Origin of the sequence: Mycobacterium sp. 1482292.6, assembly GCF_001672995.1 — a bacterium.
Taxonomy (GTDB): Bacteria; Actinomycetota; Actinomycetes; order Mycobacteriales; family Mycobacteriaceae; genus Mycobacterium; species Mycobacterium europaeum_A.
Map to the genome: position 1 here is coordinate 65928 of NZ_LZKV01000247.1, position 17828 is coordinate 83755.

Below are 17828 nucleotides of genomic sequence, written 5' to 3' on the forward strand. Positions count from 1 at the left end.
GACCCGCCGCGCCCGGCTTCGCCCGATCGTGGCGACCCGCTGCGCCCGGCTTCGCCCGATGGTGGCGACCCGCTGCGCCCGGCTGCGCCGCGCTGGCGATCGCCACGGCCGCGCTTGCGATCACTGCTGTGCCAGCGGTAGATACACCCGGTTGCCCTGCTCGGCGAACTCGCGCGACTTCTCCGCCATGCCCTCGGACATGGCCGCCTCGATCGCTTCCTCGCTGTCGAGCCCGTGTTTGGCGGCGTAGTCGCGAACGTCCTGGGTGATGCGCATCGAGCAGAACTTCGGCCCGCACATGGAGCAGAAGTGCGCGGTCTTGGCCGGTTCGGCCGGCAGCGTCTCGTCGTGATACTCCCGCGCGGTGTCCGGGTCCAGCGACAGCGCGAACTGGTCGTTCCACCGGAACTCGAAGCGCGCCTGCGACAACGCGTTGTCACGCTCCTGCGCGTGCGGATGGCCCTTGGCCAGATCGCCTGCGTGCGCGGCGATCTTGTAGGCGATCACCCCGTCCTTGACGTCCTTGCGGTCCGGCAGCCCCAGGTGTTCCTTGGGGGTCACGTAACACAGCATCGCGGTGCCGGCCTGGGCGATGATGGCCGCGCCGATCGCCGAGGTGATGTGGTCGTAGGCCGGGGCGATATCGGTGGCCAGCGGGCCTAGCGTGTAGAACGGGGCCTCCTCGCACCACTCCTCTTCCAGCCGCACGTTCTCGACGATCTTGTGCATCGGGACGTGGCCCGGGCCCTCGATCATCACCTGCACGCCATGGGATTTCGCGATCTTGGTCAGCTCGCCCAGGGTGCGCAGCTCGGCGAACTGCGCGGCGTCGTTGGCGTCGGCGATCGAGCCCGGCCGCAGGCCGTCGCCCAGGGAGAAGGTGACGTCATAGCGGGCGAAGATCTCGCAGAGCTCGTCGAAGTTGGTGTACAGGAACGACTCCCGGTGATGCGCCAGGCACCATGCCGCCATGATCGAGCCGCCGCGCGACACGATGCCGGTGACCCGCTTGGCGGTCAGCGGCACGTAGCGCAGCAACACACCGGCGTGCACGGTCATGTAGTCCACGCCCTGCTCGCATTGCTCGATCACGGTGTCGCGGTAGAGCTCCCAGGTCAGTTCGGTCGGATCGCCCTTGGTCTTTTCCAGCGCCTGATAGATGGGCACGGTGCCGACCGGCACCGGCGAGTTGCGCAGAATCCACTCGCGGGTCTCGTGGATGTTCTTGCCGGTGGACAGGTCCATGATGGTGTCGGCGCCCCACCGGGTGGCCCACACCATCTTGTCGACCTCCTCGGCGATCGACGATGTCACCGCCGAGTTGCCGATGTTTGCGTTCACCTTGGTCGCAAACGCCTTGCCGATGATCATCGGCTCGATCTCGGGGTGGTTGTGGTTGGCCGGGATCACCGCGCGGCCCCGGGCGACCTCGTCGCGCACCAGCTCGGCGGGCATGCCCTCGCGCGCGGCGATGTAGGCCATCTCGGCGGTGATCTCGCCGGCGCGGGCGCGCTGCAGCTGCGTCCCGCGATCGCGGACCACGCCGGGCCGCGCCGGCAGTCCGGCCGTCAGATCGATCGTCGCCTCCGGATCGGTGTAGGGCCCCGAGGTGTCGTACAGGTCGAAGTCCTCGCCGTTGGACAGGTGCACCCGCCGCAGCGGTACCCGCAGCGTCACCCCACCCGGGCCCTCGATCTCGCGGTAGGCCTTGCTGCTGCCCCAGATGGGTCCGGTGGTGACGGCCGGCTCCACGCTGTGCGAGGCACTGCCCGACGCAATTCCGGAAAGGACATCAGTCATTTTTCATCTCCCTACGCCGGCATTACCCGGTCAGGTTCGTACGGTCGACGGCCCCGAGCCGTCCTCTCAGCGCACTCGGCGTGCGCTCCCGCGTCGTATGGATGGGTCCGCACGCGACGTTACCCCTACGGCCGACCGCACGGCAGGGTGTGACGGCCTTTTCACCCGGGGCAGTAGCCGAAGGCGTTCCCTTAGTGGAAAAATGCAACCGTGCAACAGCGCAGGCGAACAGGGGAATCGTCATCCGGCGCGGGCGACGTGCGATTTTCCGAGCCGACCGAGCCGGCCCCCGGATACCTGAACATCGGCGCCTTCCGCTTCTGGTTCGTGGGCCAGCGGTGGGAATGGTCCGACGAGGTGGCCAGGATGCACGGCTACCAGCCGGGTGAGGTCGAGCCGACGACCGAATTGCTGCTGTCGCACAAGCATCCCGACGACCGCGCGCATGTGCAGGAGTTGCTCGACCACGCCCTGCAATCCGAAGAGTCGTTCTCGAGCCGGCACCGGTTCATCGACACCGCCGGCGCGATGCACGATGCGATCGTCGTGGCCGACCGCATGCTGGACGAGTCGGGCGCCGTGCTGGGCACCGCGGGTTACTACATCGACCTCACCAACTCCTTCGACGAGGCCCGCCAGGAGGTGCTCGACACCGCGCTGCCCGACCTGTTCGAGAGCCGCGCGGCCATCGAACAGGCCAAGGGCGTCCTGATGTACGTCTACCGGGTCAGCGCCGAGCAGGCGTTCCGGGTGCTGCAGTGGCGCTCGCAGGAGACCAACGTGAAACTGCGGTCACTGGCCAGGCAGCTGCTCGCCGATATGGCCGCCCTGCCGGCACCGGCGGCGATTCTGCAGAGCCAGTTCGATCATTTGCTGCTGACCGCGCACGAGAGGATTCCGGCCGAGCCCGGCGGGTAACCGGCGAATCGATAAACGGGCAGTTCGGGTACGGGTTACTCTCGGGTCATCTGCGATGCGCGACCGCGCATCTGTGCCGCGTCGTCGGGCTTAGCGGCAGCAGATCCCAACGTTGGCTGCGGCGAAAGGCATGAAAGTTGTTGGCGGTCGGACACGAGGCCCACGACGACGTAGTGATCGTGAGCGTCAAAGGCGATGTCGACTCCAGTAACGTCGGTGAGCTTGCCGCTCACCTGACCACCGCGCTCGGGCTGGCCTCCACCCCGCCGGTGCGCCCGGTGGTGATCGACTTGCTGGCTGTCGATTTCTTCGGAAGCGCGGCGCTGAACGCGGTGCTCGACTGTCATGAGGACGCCAAAGCCGGCGGGACCGAGGTACGACTGGTCGCCGACCACGACCAGGTGCTGCGGCCGATCCAGGTCACCGAGTTGGACCGGGTGTTCGACATCTACCCCACCCTGTCCGCGGCGTTGCAGCGAAGACGCCAGCCATGAACTCGCGACTGCCGGCCGACCTGGCCGCTGCCGTTTCGTTGGGCGGTGAGATGGGCCGGCGGTTCGCCGAATACGACTGGGACGCTCATCCGCTGGGGCCGCCGCGAGACTGGTCCGGACAGATGCGGGCGGCGGTCGCCACGACGCTGGCGTCGCGGTTCCCGCTGGTGCTCTGGCTGGGCACCGAAGACTTGTTCGTGGTGTACAACGACGCCTACATCGAGATCCTCGGCGACAAGCTCGACTCGTTCGCCAAACCCGGCCGCGAGGTGTGGTGGGACATCTGGGATTCGATCGCCCCGATGCTCGCCGGCGTCGTCGCGACCGGGGAGGCGACCTGGTCGCGGGACCTGATGCTGCCCATGGTGACCGCCGGGCGGCGCGTCGAGCGGTACTTCACCTTCACCTACAGCCCGCTGATCGGCGCCGACGGCAAACCCTTCGGCATCTTCTGCCCCTCCTACGAGACCACCGAGCGGGTGCTGAGCGAGCGCCGCCTGCACCTGCTCAACACGGTCGCCTCCGCGATCGTCGAGAGCCGCAGCATCGACGACGCGGTCGGCGTCGCGGTGCGGGTGTGCGCCGGCCAACCGGCCGACCTGTCGTTCATCGCCGTGTACGCCGACGACGGCGCGACGGGAAGGGTCACGCTGCGCGGGGCTACGCCATCGGTGTCGGCGCTGCTGCCAGGCGAACTGGCGGAGCTGACCGACTGGGATGCGGCGTCGCGGACCCGGGCCGAGATGCAGGTGATCGGTGACGTCGCCGGCACGATCTCCGGCATCGAAGCGGCGCTGGGCGCCGACTGCCCGCAGGAAGCTCTGGTGTTACCGCTGGGGGAGGCCTCGCCCGCGGGGGCGCTGGTGGTCGGCGCCAGCCCGCGGCGCCCCTTGGACACCCAGTTTCAGGGGTTCTGCCAGCTGCTGGCCGACCAGTTGACGTCGACGTTCGCCTCGATCGTGTCCTACGAGCAAGAGCGGCACCGCGCGGATGCGTTGGCCGAACTGGACCGGGCCAAGACCGCGTTCCTGACCAACGTCAGCCACGAGTTTCGCACCCCACTGACCCTGCTGCTCGGACCGCTGGACGACGCGCTGTTGGACGCGGCGCCGGAAAGCGTTCTCGCGGAGCGACTTACCACCGCGGCGCGCAACGCGCGGCGTCTGCAGCGCCTGGTCGACTCGCTGCTCGACTTCTCCCGCATCGAGGCCGGCCGGGCCAACGCGAAGCTGGTGTGCACCGAGGTCGGCGCGCTCACCGCGCAGATCGCGTCGTCGTTCACCGAGCTGTGCCACCGGGCCGGGCTCGAGCTGAAGCTGGACTGCGCGCCGGCCCTGGCGGACGTCGATCCGGCGATGTGGGAGACGATCGTTCTCAACCTGCTGTCCAACGCGGTCAAATACACGCTGCGGGGCTCGATTTCGGTGCGGGTGCGAACCGAATCCGGGGACTGTGTGATCGCCGTGCGCGACACCGGAGTCGGCATCGGTGCCGAGGATCTCAAGCTGCTGTTCGAGCGCTTCTACCGGGCCGACAACGTGCGTGGGCGCAGCGTCGAGGGCACCGGGATCGGGTTGTCTCTGGTGCGCGGGCTGGTCGACCTGCACCGCGGCACGGTCGAGATCGACAGCGAGTTGGACCATGGCACCATCGTCACGATCCGGGTGCCGCGGTCGACCTCGGGTGCGGTCGTCGACCCGTCGCCTGCCGGGCCGAACGAGACCAATCCGTATGTCGCCGAGGCCAGTCAGTGGGTGATGCCCGTCGCCGAACCGGCCGCCACACCCGAGGCGACCCGCCAGGTGGTGCTGATCGCCGACGACAACGCCGACATGCGCGCCCACCTCGAGCGGGTGTTGTCGACCCACTGGGAGACGGTGTCGGTCGCGGATGGCGAGTCGGCGCTGGCCGCGACCCGCAACCTGCGTCCGGACGCGATCGTCACCGACGTGATGATGCCCGGACTCGACGGCTTCGGCTTCGTCGCCGCCGTTCGCGCGGACCCGGACTTGGCGCCGACGCCGATCCTCATGCTGTCCGCCCGGGCCGGCGCGGAGGCCGTCAGCGAGGGCTACGCCGGTGGCGCCGACGACTACCTGCCCAAGCCGTTCCGGTCCCAGGAGCTGATCGACCGGCTGGCGTCGAGGTTGTCCGCGGTGGGCCGCGAGCGTGACCGGCAACGCCGCGAGGCGCAGTCGCGGCTGGCCTCGGAGCTGGTGCACCTCGACTCGGCGCTGCAAGCCACCAGCTCGGCCGGCGGGATCATGGACGCCCTGCTGGGCTCCTCCTTCGGTTCCGGGGACGCCGGTGCCGTCGCGATCGGCGTCCTCGACGGCGAGGACTATCTGCGGTTCGAATACGCCGGTGACCTGCCCGCGGAGTTTCGGGACCGCTACCACGTCGTCGCCCTCGATGCTCCGCTGATCGGCGCGGACGTCGCGCGCACCGGCGAGCCGATGATCGTCACCGACACGTTCGATCTGCCCCCGCGCTACCAGCATGCCGTCCGGGACAGCGCGGCGAGCATCCGCGCCTGCGTGAGCCATCCGCTGCGCGACGGCTCTGGCCGCATCCTCGGGGTGCTGGCGCTGTTGTGGCCGCAGCCCCGGCAATTCGACGCCGCCGACCTCGACACCTTCGCCCGGATCGCCGAGTTGACGTCGGCGGCCCTGGACCGCGTGCGGCTGATGGCCCGCGAACACGAGATCGCCATCGACTTTCAGGAGCACCTGCTTGATCTGGACCGCGGCTCCACCGCCGCGGTTGTCGCGGCCGTCTACCAGCCGGCGGGGGAGGCGATGCGGGTCGGCGGCGACTGGTATTCGGTCACCCCGCTGGACCACTCCGGCCGGATCGCGATCTCGGTCGGCGACGTCGTCGGGCACGGGCTGGCCGCGGCGATCGTGATGAGCCGGTTGCGTGCCGCGGTCGCCGCCTCCGCGCTCACCGCGGGCGAGCCGGACGCGGTGCTCGGTTCGCTGGACCGATACGGCGCCAGCGTCGACGGCGCCCGGTGTGCGACGGTGGCCTACGCCCTGATCGACACCGACGGCCAGGGCGGTGGCGCCACCGTCAGCTACAGCTGCGCCGGGCATCCCTATCCGCTGCTGGTGCTGCCCGACGGGCGCGCGACCTTTCTGGAGTCGGGCCGGCGCGCCCCGGTGTCGGTGACCGGACGCGGAACCCACGACGCGACGAGCCGGCCGCCCAGCAACACCGCGACCGCGCAGCTGCCGCCCGGCGGGTTGATCCTGCTGTATACCGATGGACTGATGGAACGGCCCGGTGAAAGCCTCGACGACGGGTTCGCGCGCCTGCGGTCGGCGGCGGAGCAGTGCGCCGGCCTGCCGGTCGAGTCGGTCTGTGCGGAGCTGCTGTCGCGGATGGCCCCGCCGACGGGCTACCGCGACGACGTCGTGGTGCTCGCGCTGCGCCCGAGCCACCTCGCCGCGGGCAGCTTCGCCACCGTGCTGCCGGCCGCGCCGGCTCACATTCCCGTCGCGCGCGGACAGCTGCGCGATTGGCTGAACACCATCGTCGTCGCGCCGCACCGCGAAACCGACATCCTGTTGGCCACCGGCGAAGCGGTCACCAATGCGATCGAACACGGCAGCCGCAACGAGCCGCGCCAGACGGTGTCGATCGAGGCGTTCCTGTATCAGGACACGGTGGTGATCACCGTCAGCGACACCGGCCAGTGGAGCGGCGATTCGTCGGCCAGCCTGCGCAGCCGCCGACGCGGACGCGGGCTCACGCTGATGAGCGGACTGGCCGACGGCGTCGAGACGCTGCGGACCGCGGCCGGCACGCGGGTCACCCTGCGGTTCGACCGCGCGCTCGCGGGAAGCGCCGCGGCGAACCGGCCCGGCTAGGCCTCCTCCATCGCCTCGCCGAGCTCCTCCAAAAGCTTGTTGTGGTGGTTGGCGGCCAGGAAATGTCCGGCGGCGATGACCAGGGCCACCGGCCAGTCGATGAGTTCGAGGGCCGCCAGGGCCGCCAGCCCGCCGAAGTAGGCCAACTGCTCTGGCCTGGGGATTTCCACCTGGCCGATCGCCGGCAGATTCACCGCGAAAGTCTCACCCGCGCGGATCTTGTCCACCGCCTCGCGCTGGGACGTGCCGCGCCGCGACTTCTTTTCCGCCATCATTTGCCTTTCGGTAACGAAGGGTTTCCCATCTCGCTGGGTCGCGCGTCCACCGTCGGACTTATGTCGACGATGACCGGCACCGGGGGCGATCCGCTAGTTTCCTCGTTTGCTTCGGTGCTGAGGGTGCCACTAGTCGAACTCTATGCGCTGTTGTGGCGCGTCGGGGTGGTCGAGATTCGGCACAGCGACCGGGCGCCTCGACGCGGCGCGACGGCGCCATCCCGGCCGGTTCGGGGAGCCGGCTGTCCGGATCCCAGTGCGCACGAGCCAGAGCGCCTGGTGCGCTGGACGTCGCGGCAGTTGGCCCCGGCGGTGATCAGCCGGGCGATCGGCTGATCGGCGGGTCCGCCTAGTTGGTGCTGCGCAACCGCGTGGTGCCCGCCCGGCGTCCGGCCGTCTTCTTGGCCGTCGACTTGGTGGCCTTCGCGGGCGCGGTTTTCGTGGGGGCGGATTCCTGCGGCGTCGGTTTCGGCGGCGCCGCGTCCACTGGCACCGATTTCAGGTTCGCCTTGACCGCCCGGGTGTCGGGCTCCTGTTTGCGGCTCAACCGCTGCAACAGCAGAGCGCTGCCGCCGACCGCCAGCAGCAGCGGCCACTCGACCAATCCGGCGACGCCGAGTGCGCCGATGGCGAGCGCGGCCGCGGGCGCCGAGTGGCTGCCGCTGTTCATGCCGCGCTTGACGCCCTCGGCGGCGCCGGTGACGCCGCCGATGACTCCGTTGACCGCCGCACCGCCCACGGCACCGGCGGCCGCGGTCGTCGCGTTCGCCGCGCGGTTCACCGCCTGACTCACGCCTCGGACTGCTCCGCCGATGACACTCATGATGACTCCCTGGCTTTGATTGCTTCTGCAGCTAACCGGTGTCGGCAGCGGGTGGGTTCCCGCTGAAGGCAGCCTCAACAACAAAGCAATTTGGTTTTCACTTCTGGTGTTTAAAGCCTGCCACCAAGCTATCGCGCAGACAACGCGAAGCCGCATCAAATTTGCCTGAGCTTAATGTGATGTTGCCGCCGGCCGGTATCTGCGAGACGCGGCTAGTCGCGCCGCACGTCGACGAGGACCGGCGCATGATCGCTGGCCGCCTTGCCTTTGCGTTCGTCGCGGACGATCTGCGCGTCCGTCACGCGGGCGGCCAAAGCCGGCGAGCCGAGGATGAAATCGATGCGCATGCCCTGCCCCTTCGGGAACCGCAAGCGGGTGTAGTCCCAGTACGTGTAGACCCCCGGGCCCGGCGTGAAAGGGCGCACCACATCGGTGAATTGCGCCTCGACGATCGCGGCGAACGCGCGGCGCTCCGGCTCGGAGACATGCGTGGCGCCAGCGTAGAAATCCATGCTCCACACGTCATCGTCCTGCGGGGCGATGTTCCAGTCACCGGCCAGTGCGATCGCGGCGTTGGGATCGTCGCGCAACCAATCCGACGCCGAATCTCGCAGTGCGGCAAGCCATTCGAGTTTGTAGGTGTAGTGCGGGTCGCCCAGGGCGCGGCCGTTGGGAACGTAGAGGCTCCACATCCGCACGCCGCCGCACGTCGCCGCGAGGGCGCGGGCCTCCGCGGCCGCGGCGACTTCGGGCTTGCTGCTCCAGCTGGGTTGCCCGTCGAATCCGATCTGCACGTCGTCGAGACCGACGCGCGAGGCGATCGCCACGCCGTTCCATTGGTTGAATCCGACGTGGGCGACCTCGTAGCCGAGTTCGAAGAATGGCAGGGCGGGGAATTGGCTGTCGGAGCATTTGGTCTCCTGCATGGCCAGCACGTCGACGTCGGCGCGGGCCAGCCAGTCGATGACGCGCGGCAGCCGGGAGCGAATCGAATTCACGTTCCAGGTGGCGAGCCGCAGCGGCGGGTCGGGCATGCCTAGACGCTATCCCAGAGGCCCGGGCGCACCGGGACGTAGCGGCGGCGGTGGTGCAGCCGGAAACCCGGCGCCGCGGCGGGCGTGCGCTCGCCGGTGTCGGGCACCCGCAGGTAGCCGCGCGTCGCACCGCGATCGGCGCCCCACGCCAACAGCGTCTCGCACAATCGCACCGCCGCCTGATCGTCGGCGCCGGCCGGGCAGCCCACTTCCGAGATGCCCACCCACCGGGCGCCATCGGGTGCCTCGGTCACCGCGGCGCGCGCGACGGCTCCGTCGCGATGCGTGCCGAACACGAGCTCGCCGTCGATGACGGCGGTCAGCACGTCGACGGGAATGTCGCCGTCGTGGATGCGCAGCCACCCGTCGTCGGGGACCGGCGCCAACGTGACCGACGGGTCGGCGTCCTGGACGGCCACATCGGAAAGGTCCTGCACGACAAGCCGTTCCGTGCGCTCGTCGATCAGCGCGGGTGGCGCCAGCATCCGGTCGGGCAGGGCCAACCGCGGCATCAGGCCGCGGCGCTCGTACCAGTCGACGATGGCGGGGACGGTGCTCGCCTGGGCGGAAATGCCCAGTGGCACAGCGGAATTAGCGGCCAGATCGACGCCGTGGCCGGCTCGCAGCAGCCAGCCGTCCAGCCAGGTGTGCTCCGCGCCCGGCCAGGCCGCGGCGGCGGCGTGCTCGAGCGCGCGGATCTCGGAGGTGCGGATGGGGGTGTCGGTGAGCACCCGCAACGCCACCGCCTCGGACGCCGCGAACTCGACGACCGCGCCGGTCTTCGTCCGCACCCGCACCATCGGTTCGACCGCCAGCAGGTGGCCCACCGCATCGGTCAGCGGCGGCACCGAACCGGCCGGGCGCCGGTAGCGCACCGATACCCGGGTGCCGAGGTCGGGCCACGAGAACATCAGTGACCGAACGGGTCCGGTCCCTCCCCGGGCATCCAGGAGAGGCCGGGAACGCCCCAATCGTGGGATTTGACGGCCCGTTTCGCGGCGCGCGCGTGCCGGCCGATCAGGCGGTCCAGGTAGAGGAAACCATCGAGGTGCCCGGTCTCGTGCTGCAGCATCCGCGCGAACAGGTCGTTGCCTTCGAGGGCGATCGGCGTGCCGTCGGCGTCGAGCCCGGTGACGCGCGCCCACTTGGCGCGCCCGGTGGGGAACGACTCGCCGGGCACCGACAGGCAGCCCTCGTCGTCGTTGTCCGGATCGGGCATGGTCTCGGGTATCTCGGAGGTTTCCAGGACGGGGTTGACGACGACACCGCGCCGCCGGTCGGTGCGGCCGCGATCGTCGGCGCAGTCGTAGACGAAGACCCGCAAGCCGACCCCGATCTGGTTGGCGGCCAAGCCCACCCCGTGCGCGGCGTCCATGGTGTCGTACAGGTTGGTGATCAACTCGGCCAGATCCGCCGGCAGCGAACCGTCGGCAGCGACCGGCACCGGCTGTGTCGGGGTGTGCAGGACGGGATCTCCCACGATGCGGATCGGAACGACTGCCATGGTCGGCTAAGCTACCGCACGCCCGTGGGCTGCCCGGCCGGCGATCGGCGTCTGGGCAATCTTGGTCAATCGGCCGACTCGCGGGTCTGGATGACGGCTTGAGGGTTTGGCGCGTGTTTCAATATTCGCCGAAACACGCCCTTAGCTAAGTCAAGTCATTCGAGCAGTTCGGAATTCGCCGGAAGGGTCCAGGGGAAGCGATATGGACAGCGCCATGGCGCGGGCAAATCGATCGGGGGACGACTCTGAGATCGCAGATGGGCTGACCCGCCGCGAGCACGACATCCTGGCCTTCGAGCGCCAGTGGTGGAAGTTCGCCGGCGTGAAGGAAGACGCCATCAAGGAGTTGTTCTCGATGTCGGCGACGCGTTACTACCAGGTGCTCAACGCGCTCGTCGATCGGCCCGAGGCCCTGGCCGCCGACCCGATGCTGGTGAAACGGCTGCGCAGGCTGCGCGCCAGCAGGCAGAAGGCGCGCGCGGCGCGGCGCCTCGGCTTCGAGGTGACCTGACTCGTTACAGTAGGGCTCGATGAAAGAACGAGTTCCCGACTCCACCGGGCTGCCCCTGCGGGCCATGGTGATGGTGCTGTTGTTCCTCGGCGTCATTTTCCTGCTGCTCGGTTGGCAGGCTCTGGGTTCGTCCGGGAGCTCTGACGACGATTCGGCGTCGCCGGCGTCCAGCGCGAGCGCCAGCAGCTCCGCGTCCGCATCGCCGACCAACAAACCGGCGAGCACGCAGGCCGACGTGCAGGTGTACAACATCTCCGGGAAAGAGGGCGTCGCCAAGCGCACCGGGGACCAGTTGACGTCCGCCGGCTTCAAAGTCACCAAGGTCGACAACATGACCGTGCCCGACGTCTCGGCCACCACGGTCTACTACACCGACGCCGGCGACGAGCACGCCACCGCCGACGCGGTGGCCAAAAACCTGGGCGGTGCACCGGTCGAACAGCGAATCCCCGCACTCAGCGGCGAGCCGCCGGGCGTCATCGTCCTCGTCGCGGGCTAGATAGGCGATAGGCTGCTGGCTATGCCCAAGCTGCGCGCATTGGTACTGGCCGGTTGTGTCGTGCTGTTAGGCGCCTGCTCGTCGCCCCAGCAGGCTTCGTCGGTTCCGGGCACCACCCCGGCGATCTGGACCGGATCGCCCTCGCCGTCGGGCGCCAAGGCCTCCGAGCCCGGGCCCGCGGCGGCGCCGAGCATCATCACGCACCTGAAGGCGCCGGACGGCACCCAGGTGGCCACCGCGACGTTCGAATTCAACAACGGCTATGCCACCGTCACCATCGAGACGACCGCCAACGGTGTGCTCGCGCCCGGCTTCCACGATGTGCACATCCACAAGGTCGGCAAGTGTGAGCCCAACTCGGTCGCCCCGACCGGCGGCGCGCCGGGCGACTTCCTGTCCGCCGGCGACCACTTCCAGGCGCCCGGGCACACCGCCGAGCCCGCCAGCGGGGCCCTGCCCACCCTGCAGGTGCGCAAGGACGGCTCCGGAACGTTGGTCACCACCACGGACGCCTTCGCCATGGACGACCTGCTCACCGGGCAGAAGACAGCGATCATCATTCACGCCGGTGCGGCCAACTCCGCCAACGCCCCATCCGGGCACAACAATCAGACCAGCGGCACGCCGGGCCCGGACGACATGACGATGAGCACCGGTGACGCCGGCAAGCGGGTGGCGTGCGGTGTCATCGGTGCAGGCTAAGCGGGCCGACACCCGCATCGACTTCGCCCGTTCCCCGCGGCCGACCCTCGGGGTGGAATGGGAGTTCGCCCTCGTCGACGCTCACACCCGCGACCTGAGCAACGAAGCCACCGCCGTGATCGCCGAGATCGGCGAAAACCCGCGCGTACACAAGGAATTGCTGCGCAACACCGTCGAAGTGGTGACCGGCATCTGCCACTCCGCGGGCGAGGCGATGGAGGATCTGCGACAGACCCTGGGGCCCGCGCGCCGCATCGTGCGGGATCGCGGCATGGAGCTGTTCTGTGCCGGAGCACATCCGTTCGCGCAGTGGACCTCTCAGAAACTCACCGACGCCCCGCGTTATGCCGAACTGATCAAGCGCACCCAGTGGTGGGGACGGCAGATGCTGATCTGGGGCGTGCACGTGCACGTCGGCCTGTCCTCGCCGAACAAGGTGATGCCGATCATGACGTCACTGCTCAACTACTACCCGCACCTGCTGGCGCTGTCGGCGTCCTCGCCGTGGTGGGCGGGCGTGGACACCGGCTACGCGAGCAACCGGGCGATGATGTTTCAGCAACTGCCCACCGCCGGGCTGCCGTTCCAATTCCAGACCTGGGCGGAGTTCGAACGCTTCGTCTACGACCAGAAGAAGACCGGCATCATCGACCACGTCGACGAAGTCCGTTGGGACATCAGGCCTTCACCACACCTGGGCACGCTCGAGATGCGGATCTGCGACGGCGTGTCCAATCTGCGCGAGCTGGGCGCGCTGGTCGCGTTGACCCATTGCCTGGTGGTCGATCTGGACCGCCGACTGGAAGCCGACGAGTCGCTGCCGAGCATGCCGCCCTGGCATAACCAGGAGAACAAGTGGCGCGCCGCGCGCTACGGACTGGACGCGGTGATCATCCTGGACGCCGACAGCAACGAGCGATTGGTCACCGAGGATCTCGACGAGGTGCTGAACCGGTTGGAGCCGGTGGCCAAAAGGTTGAACTGCGTTGACGAGCTGGCCGCGGTCGCCGACATACCCCGCCACGGGGCCTCCTACCAACGGCAGCGCCGGGTGGCCGAAGAACATGACGGCGACCTGCGCGCGGTCGTCGATGCGCTGGTGGCCGAACTGGAAATCTGATGACGGAATCCCTTGAGCTGGCTATGTTTCCGCTGGAATCGGCGCTGCTGCCGGACCAGGACCTGCCGTTGCGGATCTTCGAGCCACGCTACGGCGCGCTGGTGCGCCACTGCACCGACACCGGCGACCCGTTCGGGGTGGTATTGATTTCGCGCGGGCGTGAGGTCGGCGGCGGCGATGCGCGCTGCGACGTCGGCGTGCTGGCGCGGATCACCGAATGCGTCGACCATGGCGCCGGCCGGTATGCACTGAATTGCCGGACCGGGGAACGCATCCGGGTGACCGAATGGCTGCCCGACGACCCCTACCCGCGCGCCACGGTCACGCTGTGGCCCGACGAACCGGGCGACGCGGTGTCGGACGCCCAGTTGCTCGACCTCGAAGACCGGGCCATGGCGCTGTTCGAGCGGATCGCGCTGGCGCGCGACATCAAGCTGCCGGACCGCGAGGTGATCCTGGGCGAGGACCGGAGCGGCCCGGCCGGAAAGCGCCTGTTCGCGTTGGCGTCTCGCATCCCGATCGGCACGGCCGATCGCTATTCGGTGCTGTCGGCACCGACGGCGGCCGCCCGCCTCGCCGCCCTGCGCGAAGCCGTGGACGCGGTCGCCGAAGTGGTGGAGTTTCAGCTTTCCGAATGACCGGGCGGCTTTCGCGGAAGGATGGTGCATGAAGGTACAGCTCCAGGTCAGCGGTTCACCGGCGCAGGCGGCCGCAAGCGCCGCCGAGATCGTCGCCACCGGCGCGGACGGATTGTTCACCTTCGAAGGCCAGCACGACGTCTTCTTTCCGCTGCTGATCGCCGCCGGCACGACCGGCCTGGACTTGATGACCAACGTGGCGATCGCCCCGCCGCGCAGCCCGCTGCACATGGCGCACTCCGCCTACGATCTGCAGCTCTACAGCGGCGGCCGGTTCCGCCTCGGCCTCGGCTCCCAGATCAAGGTGCACATCGAAAAGCGTTATGGCAGTAGGTGGGAGCGGCCGGCGCCACGAATGGCCGAAGCCATCGCCGCGATCAAGGCGATATTCGCCGCGTGGGAAGGCCACGCCCGGTTGGACTTTCGCGGCGAGTTCTACACCCACACCATCATGGCGCCCAATTTCAACCCCGGGCCCAATCCGTTCGGGCCGCCCCCGGTGCTGCTGGGCGCGCTGGGTCCGCTGATGACGCGCACCGCCGCCGAGGTCGCCGACGGCCTTTTGGTGATGCCGTTCAACAGTGCCCGCCACTTCGCCGATCGTACCGTCGCCGCCATCGCCGAGGGGCTGCGCCGCTCGGGGCGGTCGTTCGATGAGTTCCAGATCATCGCCCAGGCCATGGTGGCCGTCGGGCGCGACGAGGCCGACCTGGCGGCCGCGATCAACAGGGTGGCTTCCCTGATCGCGTTCTACGGCTCGACGCCGGCCTACCTGCCCGTGCTCGAGGTCGAGGGGTGGGCCGGTGTGCAGCCCGACCTCAACGCGCTGTCCAAGCAGGGCCGCTTCGCCGACATGCGCCGGTTGATCACCGACGAGATGGTGGCAAGGATCGGGATCGTCGGCACGCCCGAGCAATGCGCGGAGCAGATCGCCGCCCGGTTCGGCGAGCACGCCGACGAGGTGTGCTGTTACTTCCCGGGTTACACGCCGCGCCCCGCGGACGTCGCCGACATGATCGGTGCCCTGCACCGGGTGCCCGCGCTGCCATGAGCGAGGACCTGACGGTCGACATCGACTCGGGTGTGGCGGTGCTCACCCTCAACCGGCCCGAGCGGCTCAACGCCTACACCGCCGAGATGGGCGCGCTGCTCAGCCGCGCGTACCGCGAATGCGACGACGATGACGACGTGCGGGCCATCGTGCTCACCGGAGCGGGAGGCGCGTTTTGCGCCGGGGCCGATTTCTCCGGCGACGCAAGCCCTTTCGACGCCCCCGCCGACCCCGGCGCGTTCTCGGCGTCACCGATCACGCCGGCCGCCTTCGAATTGCGCAAACCGGTGATCGCCGCCGTCAATGGCCACGCCATCGGCATCGGCCTGACCATCGCGCTGCAGGCCGACATCCGCTTCGTCGCCGAAGACGCGAAATACGGTGTGGTGCAGGTCCGCCGGGGCGTGCTGCCCGACTGCATGGCGCACTGGACGCTGACCCAGTTGACCACCCTGGGCGTGGCCGCCGACATCCTGCTGACCGGGCGGACCTTCGGCGGCGCCGAGGCCGCCGCCCTCGGCATCGCCAACCGCACGTTGCCCGCCGGCCGGGTGCTCGACCACGCGCTGACCGTGGCCCGCGACATCGCGGTCAACGTGGCGCCCATGTCGGCTGCCCTGTGCAAACGCCTGCTGTGGGACACCGCGATCAACCACTACACACCGCGACAGGTCGCCGCGCTGGAAACGCGGCTGCACGAGCGGGTGATGGGCGGCGCCGACGCCGGCGAGGGCGTCGCCGCGTTCCGCGATCACCGGCCGCCGAGCTTCACCGCCCGGCTGTCCCAAGAGTGGTCGCCGCTTCCCGAACCGTGAATCGGCGCGTATCAGGCCGTGGCGCAGAGCCTTTCGGAGAGGTCCCACAGTTCGGCCGCGCGCTGCGGGTCGCGGGCGTGCGGTGCGGCCTCGCTGATCCGGCAGTCCTGTAGGTAGAGGCCGCCCCGGTCGGCCAGCTCCGGAGTGACCGCCGCCCACACCTGTGTGGCCGCACCCTGTTCGGGCATGACGAACTCGAGGAAACCGTCGGAGGGTTCGGGGCTGTTCTCGGCGGCGAGCTTGCGCAGCCGCGAGAAATCCGCGCGCGACATGTACCGCGCGAGCGAGGTGGCCACGGTGCCCGGATGCACTGCGTAGGCGCGGATTCCCGCCCCCTGCAGGCGCCGATCGGCCTCCACGGCGTGCAAGATGTTCGCCGTCTTGGAAGCGCCGTAGGCGGCGAACTTGTCGTAGTCGCGCCGCTCCCAGTTGGGGTCGTCGAAGTCGACGTCGCCCATGACGTGGCCCCCCGAAGACAGGATCACGATCCGGGCCCCGCCGGCGGCGGTCAGCTGGGGGATGAGCAGGCGGGTGAGTTCGAAGTGCCCGAAATGGTTTGTCCCGATCTGTAATTCGAGACCGTCCCGGGTGCGTCCGAACGGCGTGAACATGACGCCGGCGTTGTTCATCAGCACGTCGACGGCGGGGGTGATGTCGGCGATCGCGGCCGCCGCCGCCCGCACGCTGGACAGCGCCGTGAGGTCGAGCGGCACCGTCGAGGTCCGGGCGCCGGCGACCTCGGTCGCGATCCAGCGCGCCGTCTCCGCGAGCGCGTCGGCGTTGCGGGCGGCCAAGATGACATGGGCGCCCGCGGCGGCCAGCGCCCGGGCCGCCGCGCGGCCCAGGCCCGACGACGCGCCGGTGATCACCGATGTCGTGCCGGACAGGTCGATCCCGTCGACGATGTGCAGCGCGGTCGGGCGTTCGGTCATGCGGACTAACTTATCGCCGCGAGTTCGCGGCCCCGGCGAGCGCTGCGCCGCATCAGCCGCGGCGCCACGACCCGGTGCAGGGGGCCGATCAAAACCCAGACCGCCCGGGCCGCGACCCGGCGGCGGAAGTGCAGCCGGGTGGTGAGGACGGCGCGCCGACCGTCCTGGCGGCGCAGCGTCAACTCCCCGCGCATCAGCGGCCCGCGGGTGGCCAACACCAGCTCGTCGGGGTCCGAGCGGACGATCGGCCAGCCGATGAGGTGGTCGGCGGAGCGGGCCGGACCCAGGCGCAGCCGCAGCACGTTGCGGTGGATCCACAACACCAGCTGTCCGCCCGCGCCGGGTTTGTCGCCGAGCCCGTCGCGGAACGCCTCTTCGGCGGTGCGCGCATCTCCTGCGGCGATGGGGACTTCGAAGACGTCCACATAATCGGCGGCGGCCTCGCCGGTGCGCGCCCGCTCGTCGAGCACCGCCGCCGCAACGCGTTTCAGGGTGTGCCGCACGACGACACGATGTCCGCCGGTGCCGATCACCAGCGCCCGGTACGCCTTGCCGTGCATACCGGGGAAGTCGGCCCACGTGGCCGCCCGCAGCCGGGTGTGTGTGGGGGCCTCGAGCGGGTCCAGCTCGAACACCCACCGGTAGACGGCGAACCAGTGGCGGCCCTTGAGCGCGAACCGTGCCGGCGGCCGGGCCTCGTCCAGGATGAAGCCGAAGGGCACGGTCGACGGGTCGTGCGGGTCGCGGCACATCACCCGCAGCAGCGCCGACCACGTGTCGTCGCGGTTGGCGTCGATGGTTATGGCATGCTCGTCGATATAGGGTAATCGTTCCATATAG

General features: G+C 69.4%; 19 protein-coding genes and 1 riboswitch. Of the genes, 11 read left to right on the forward strand and 8 right to left on the reverse strand.

Annotated features, from left to right (window positions below):
- Positions 1–120: 120 nt before the first annotated feature.
- Positions 121–1800 (reverse strand): phosphomethylpyrimidine synthase ThiC, encoded by a 1680-nt coding sequence (thiC, locus tag A5624_RS24735; protein ID WP_066872459.1) that lies wholly within the window; start codon positions 1798–1800, stop codon positions 121–123.
- Positions 1792–1902, reverse strand: a riboswitch (TPP riboswitch). (Overlaps the previous gene by 9 nt.)
- 156 nt (positions 1903–2058) lie before the next feature.
- On the opposite strand from thiC, the gene A5624_RS24740 reads away from it, so the two are divergent.
- The 3 genes from A5624_RS24740 to A5624_RS24750 all read left to right on the forward strand — a co-directional run bounded on the left by A5624_RS24740 (position 2059) and on the right by A5624_RS24750 (position 7084).
- The gene (locus A5624_RS24740) at positions 2059–2718 is read left to right on the forward strand and encodes a PAS and ANTAR domain-containing protein (RefSeq protein WP_066872462.1); all 660 of its coding nucleotides are present in this window, start codon (positions 2059–2061) and stop codon (positions 2716–2718) included.
- Positions 2719–2855: 137 nt separating this feature from the next.
- On the forward strand, positions 2856–3212 hold the full coding sequence (locus tag A5624_RS24745) for an STAS domain-containing protein (RefSeq protein WP_066872465.1): 357 nt from the start codon (positions 2856–2858) through the stop codon (positions 3210–3212).
- Positions 3209–7084 (forward strand): SpoIIE family protein phosphatase, encoded by a 3876-nt coding sequence (locus A5624_RS24750; protein WP_066872468.1) that lies wholly within the window; start codon positions 3209–3211, stop codon positions 7082–7084. The genes A5624_RS24745 and A5624_RS24750 overlap by 4 nt, the downstream gene beginning before the upstream one ends.
- Here A5624_RS24750 and A5624_RS24755 read toward each other — a convergent pair.
- Entirely contained in the window at positions 7081–7356 is a 276-nt protein-coding gene (locus tag A5624_RS24755; protein ID WP_156748795.1) for a hypothetical protein, read from the reverse strand. The genes A5624_RS24750 and A5624_RS24755 overlap by 4 nt on opposite strands.
- Before the next feature lie 72 nt (positions 7357–7428).
- Here A5624_RS24755 and A5624_RS29620 point away from each other — a divergent pair, with 72 nt between their 5' ends.
- Positions 7429–7695, forward strand: a complete 267-nt coding sequence (locus A5624_RS29620) for an Rv1535 domain-containing protein (RefSeq protein WP_066872554.1) — start codon at positions 7429–7431, stop codon at positions 7693–7695.
- A gap of 13 nt (positions 7696–7708) precedes the next feature.
- Here the strand turns inward: A5624_RS29620 and A5624_RS24765 are convergent, their stop codons facing one another.
- From A5624_RS24765 to A5624_RS24780, 4 genes are all read right to left on the reverse strand, one after another.
- Positions 7709–8182: a hypothetical protein gene (locus A5624_RS24765; RefSeq protein WP_066872473.1), complete on the reverse strand. Its 474-nt coding sequence runs from the start codon at positions 8180–8182 to the stop codon at positions 7709–7711.
- 212 nt (positions 8183–8394) lie between these two features.
- Positions 8395–9201: an exodeoxyribonuclease III gene (locus A5624_RS24770; RefSeq protein ID WP_156748791.1), complete on the reverse strand. Its 807-nt coding sequence runs from the start codon at positions 9199–9201 to the stop codon at positions 8395–8397.
- 17 nt (positions 9202–9218) lie between these two features.
- Entirely contained in the window at positions 9219–10127 is a 909-nt protein-coding gene (locus A5624_RS24775; protein WP_066872478.1) for a GCN5 family acetyltransferase, read from the reverse strand.
- Positions 10127–10720, reverse strand: a complete 594-nt coding sequence (locus tag A5624_RS24780) for a peptide deformylase (protein WP_066872480.1) — start codon at positions 10718–10720, stop codon at positions 10127–10129. Before A5624_RS24780 ends, A5624_RS24775 begins: the two co-directional genes overlap by 1 nt.
- 202 nt (positions 10721–10922) lie before the next feature.
- Between A5624_RS24780 and A5624_RS24785 the strand changes: the two genes are divergently transcribed.
- The 7 genes from A5624_RS24785 to A5624_RS24815 are packed head-to-tail and all read left to right on the forward strand — an operon-like array spanning position 10923 to position 16056.
- The gene (locus tag A5624_RS24785; RefSeq protein WP_007768412.1) at positions 10923–11231 is read left to right on the forward strand and encodes a DUF3263 domain-containing protein; all 309 of its coding nucleotides are present in this window, start codon (positions 10923–10925) and stop codon (positions 11229–11231) included.
- A gap of 19 nt (positions 11232–11250) precedes the next feature.
- Positions 11251–11730, forward strand: a complete 480-nt coding sequence (locus tag A5624_RS24790; protein ID WP_066872485.1) for a LytR C-terminal domain-containing protein — start codon at positions 11251–11253, stop codon at positions 11728–11730.
- A 21-nt stretch (positions 11731–11751) separates the two neighbouring features.
- Positions 11752–12432, forward strand: coding sequence for a superoxide dismutase family protein (locus A5624_RS24795; protein WP_066872488.1), 681 nt, complete (start codon positions 11752–11754; stop codon positions 12430–12432).
- Positions 12413–13552, forward strand: coding sequence for a glutamate--cysteine ligase (locus A5624_RS24800; protein ID WP_369806969.1), 1140 nt, complete (start codon positions 12413–12415; stop codon positions 13550–13552). Before A5624_RS24795 ends, A5624_RS24800 begins: the two co-directional genes overlap by 20 nt.
- Complete coding sequence (locus tag A5624_RS24805; protein WP_066872494.1) at positions 13552–14190, forward strand: LON peptidase substrate-binding domain-containing protein; 639 nt, start codon at positions 13552–13554, stop codon at positions 14188–14190. The genes A5624_RS24800 and A5624_RS24805 overlap by 1 nt, the downstream gene beginning before the upstream one ends.
- Positions 14191–14218: 28 nt before the next feature.
- A complete protein-coding gene (locus tag A5624_RS24810) occupies positions 14219–15241 on the forward strand; it encodes a TIGR03617 family F420-dependent LLM class oxidoreductase (RefSeq protein ID WP_066872497.1) in 1023 nt (340 codons plus the stop codon).
- The gene (locus tag A5624_RS24815; protein ID WP_066872501.1) at positions 15238–16056 is read left to right on the forward strand and encodes an enoyl-CoA hydratase-related protein; all 819 of its coding nucleotides are present in this window, start codon (positions 15238–15240) and stop codon (positions 16054–16056) included. The genes A5624_RS24810 and A5624_RS24815 overlap by 4 nt, the downstream gene beginning before the upstream one ends.
- 11 nt (positions 16057–16067) lie before the next feature.
- Here the strand turns inward: A5624_RS24815 and A5624_RS24820 are convergent, their stop codons facing one another.
- Together A5624_RS24820 and A5624_RS24825 are read right to left on the reverse strand one after the other, a co-directional pair.
- Positions 16068–16988 (reverse strand): SDR family NAD(P)-dependent oxidoreductase, encoded by a 921-nt coding sequence (locus tag A5624_RS24820; protein ID WP_066872504.1) that lies wholly within the window; start codon positions 16986–16988, stop codon positions 16068–16070.
- Positions 16989–16993: 5 nt separating this feature from the next.
- A complete protein-coding gene (locus A5624_RS24825; RefSeq protein WP_066872506.1) occupies positions 16994–17824 on the reverse strand; it encodes a DUF2867 domain-containing protein in 831 nt (276 codons plus the stop codon).
- Positions 17825–17828: the final 4 nt, after the last annotated feature.

Bases quoted from the DNA above. Each gene is read 5' to 3' on its own strand.
- thiC (WP_066872459.1), bottom strand. From the start codon at position 1,800: ATGACTGATGTCCTTTCCGGAATTGCGTCGGGCAGTGCCTCGCACAGC.
- A5624_RS24750 (WP_066872468.1), top strand. From the start codon at position 3,209: ATGAACTCGCGACTGCCGGCCGACCTGGCCGCTGCCGTTTCGTTGGGC.
- A5624_RS24755 (WP_156748795.1), bottom strand. From the start codon at position 7,356: ATGGCGGAAAAGAAGTCGCGGCGCGGCACGTCCCAGCGCGAGGCGGTG.
- A5624_RS29620 (WP_066872554.1), top strand. From the start codon at position 7,429: ATGACCGGCACCGGGGGCGATCCGCTAGTTTCCTCGTTTGCTTCGGTG.
- A5624_RS24765 (WP_066872473.1), bottom strand. From the start codon at position 8,182: ATGAGTGTCATCGGCGGAGCAGTCCGAGGCGTGAGTCAGGCGGTGAAC.
- A5624_RS24775 (WP_066872478.1), bottom strand. From the start codon at position 10,127: ATGTTCTCGTGGCCCGACCTCGGCACCCGGGTATCGGTGCGCTACCGG.
- A5624_RS24780 (WP_066872480.1), bottom strand. From the start codon at position 10,720: ATGGCAGTCGTTCCGATCCGCATCGTGGGAGATCCCGTCCTGCACACC.
- A5624_RS24785 (WP_007768412.1), top strand. From the start codon at position 10,923: ATGGACAGCGCCATGGCGCGGGCAAATCGATCGGGGGACGACTCTGAG.
- A5624_RS24790 (WP_066872485.1), top strand. From the start codon at position 11,251: ATGAAAGAACGAGTTCCCGACTCCACCGGGCTGCCCCTGCGGGCCATG.
- A5624_RS24795 (WP_066872488.1), top strand. From the start codon at position 11,752: ATGCCCAAGCTGCGCGCATTGGTACTGGCCGGTTGTGTCGTGCTGTTA.
- A5624_RS24805 (WP_066872494.1), top strand. From the start codon at position 13,552: ATGACGGAATCCCTTGAGCTGGCTATGTTTCCGCTGGAATCGGCGCTG.
- A5624_RS24810 (WP_066872497.1), top strand. From the start codon at position 14,219: ATGAAGGTACAGCTCCAGGTCAGCGGTTCACCGGCGCAGGCGGCCGCA.
- A5624_RS24815 (WP_066872501.1), top strand. From the start codon at position 15,238: ATGAGCGAGGACCTGACGGTCGACATCGACTCGGGTGTGGCGGTGCTC.
- A5624_RS24820 (WP_066872504.1), bottom strand. From the start codon at position 16,988: ATGACCGAACGCCCGACCGCGCTGCACATCGTCGACGGGATCGACCTG.
- A5624_RS24825 (WP_066872506.1), bottom strand. From the start codon at position 17,824: ATGGAACGATTACCCTATATCGACGAGCATGCCATAACCATCGACGCC.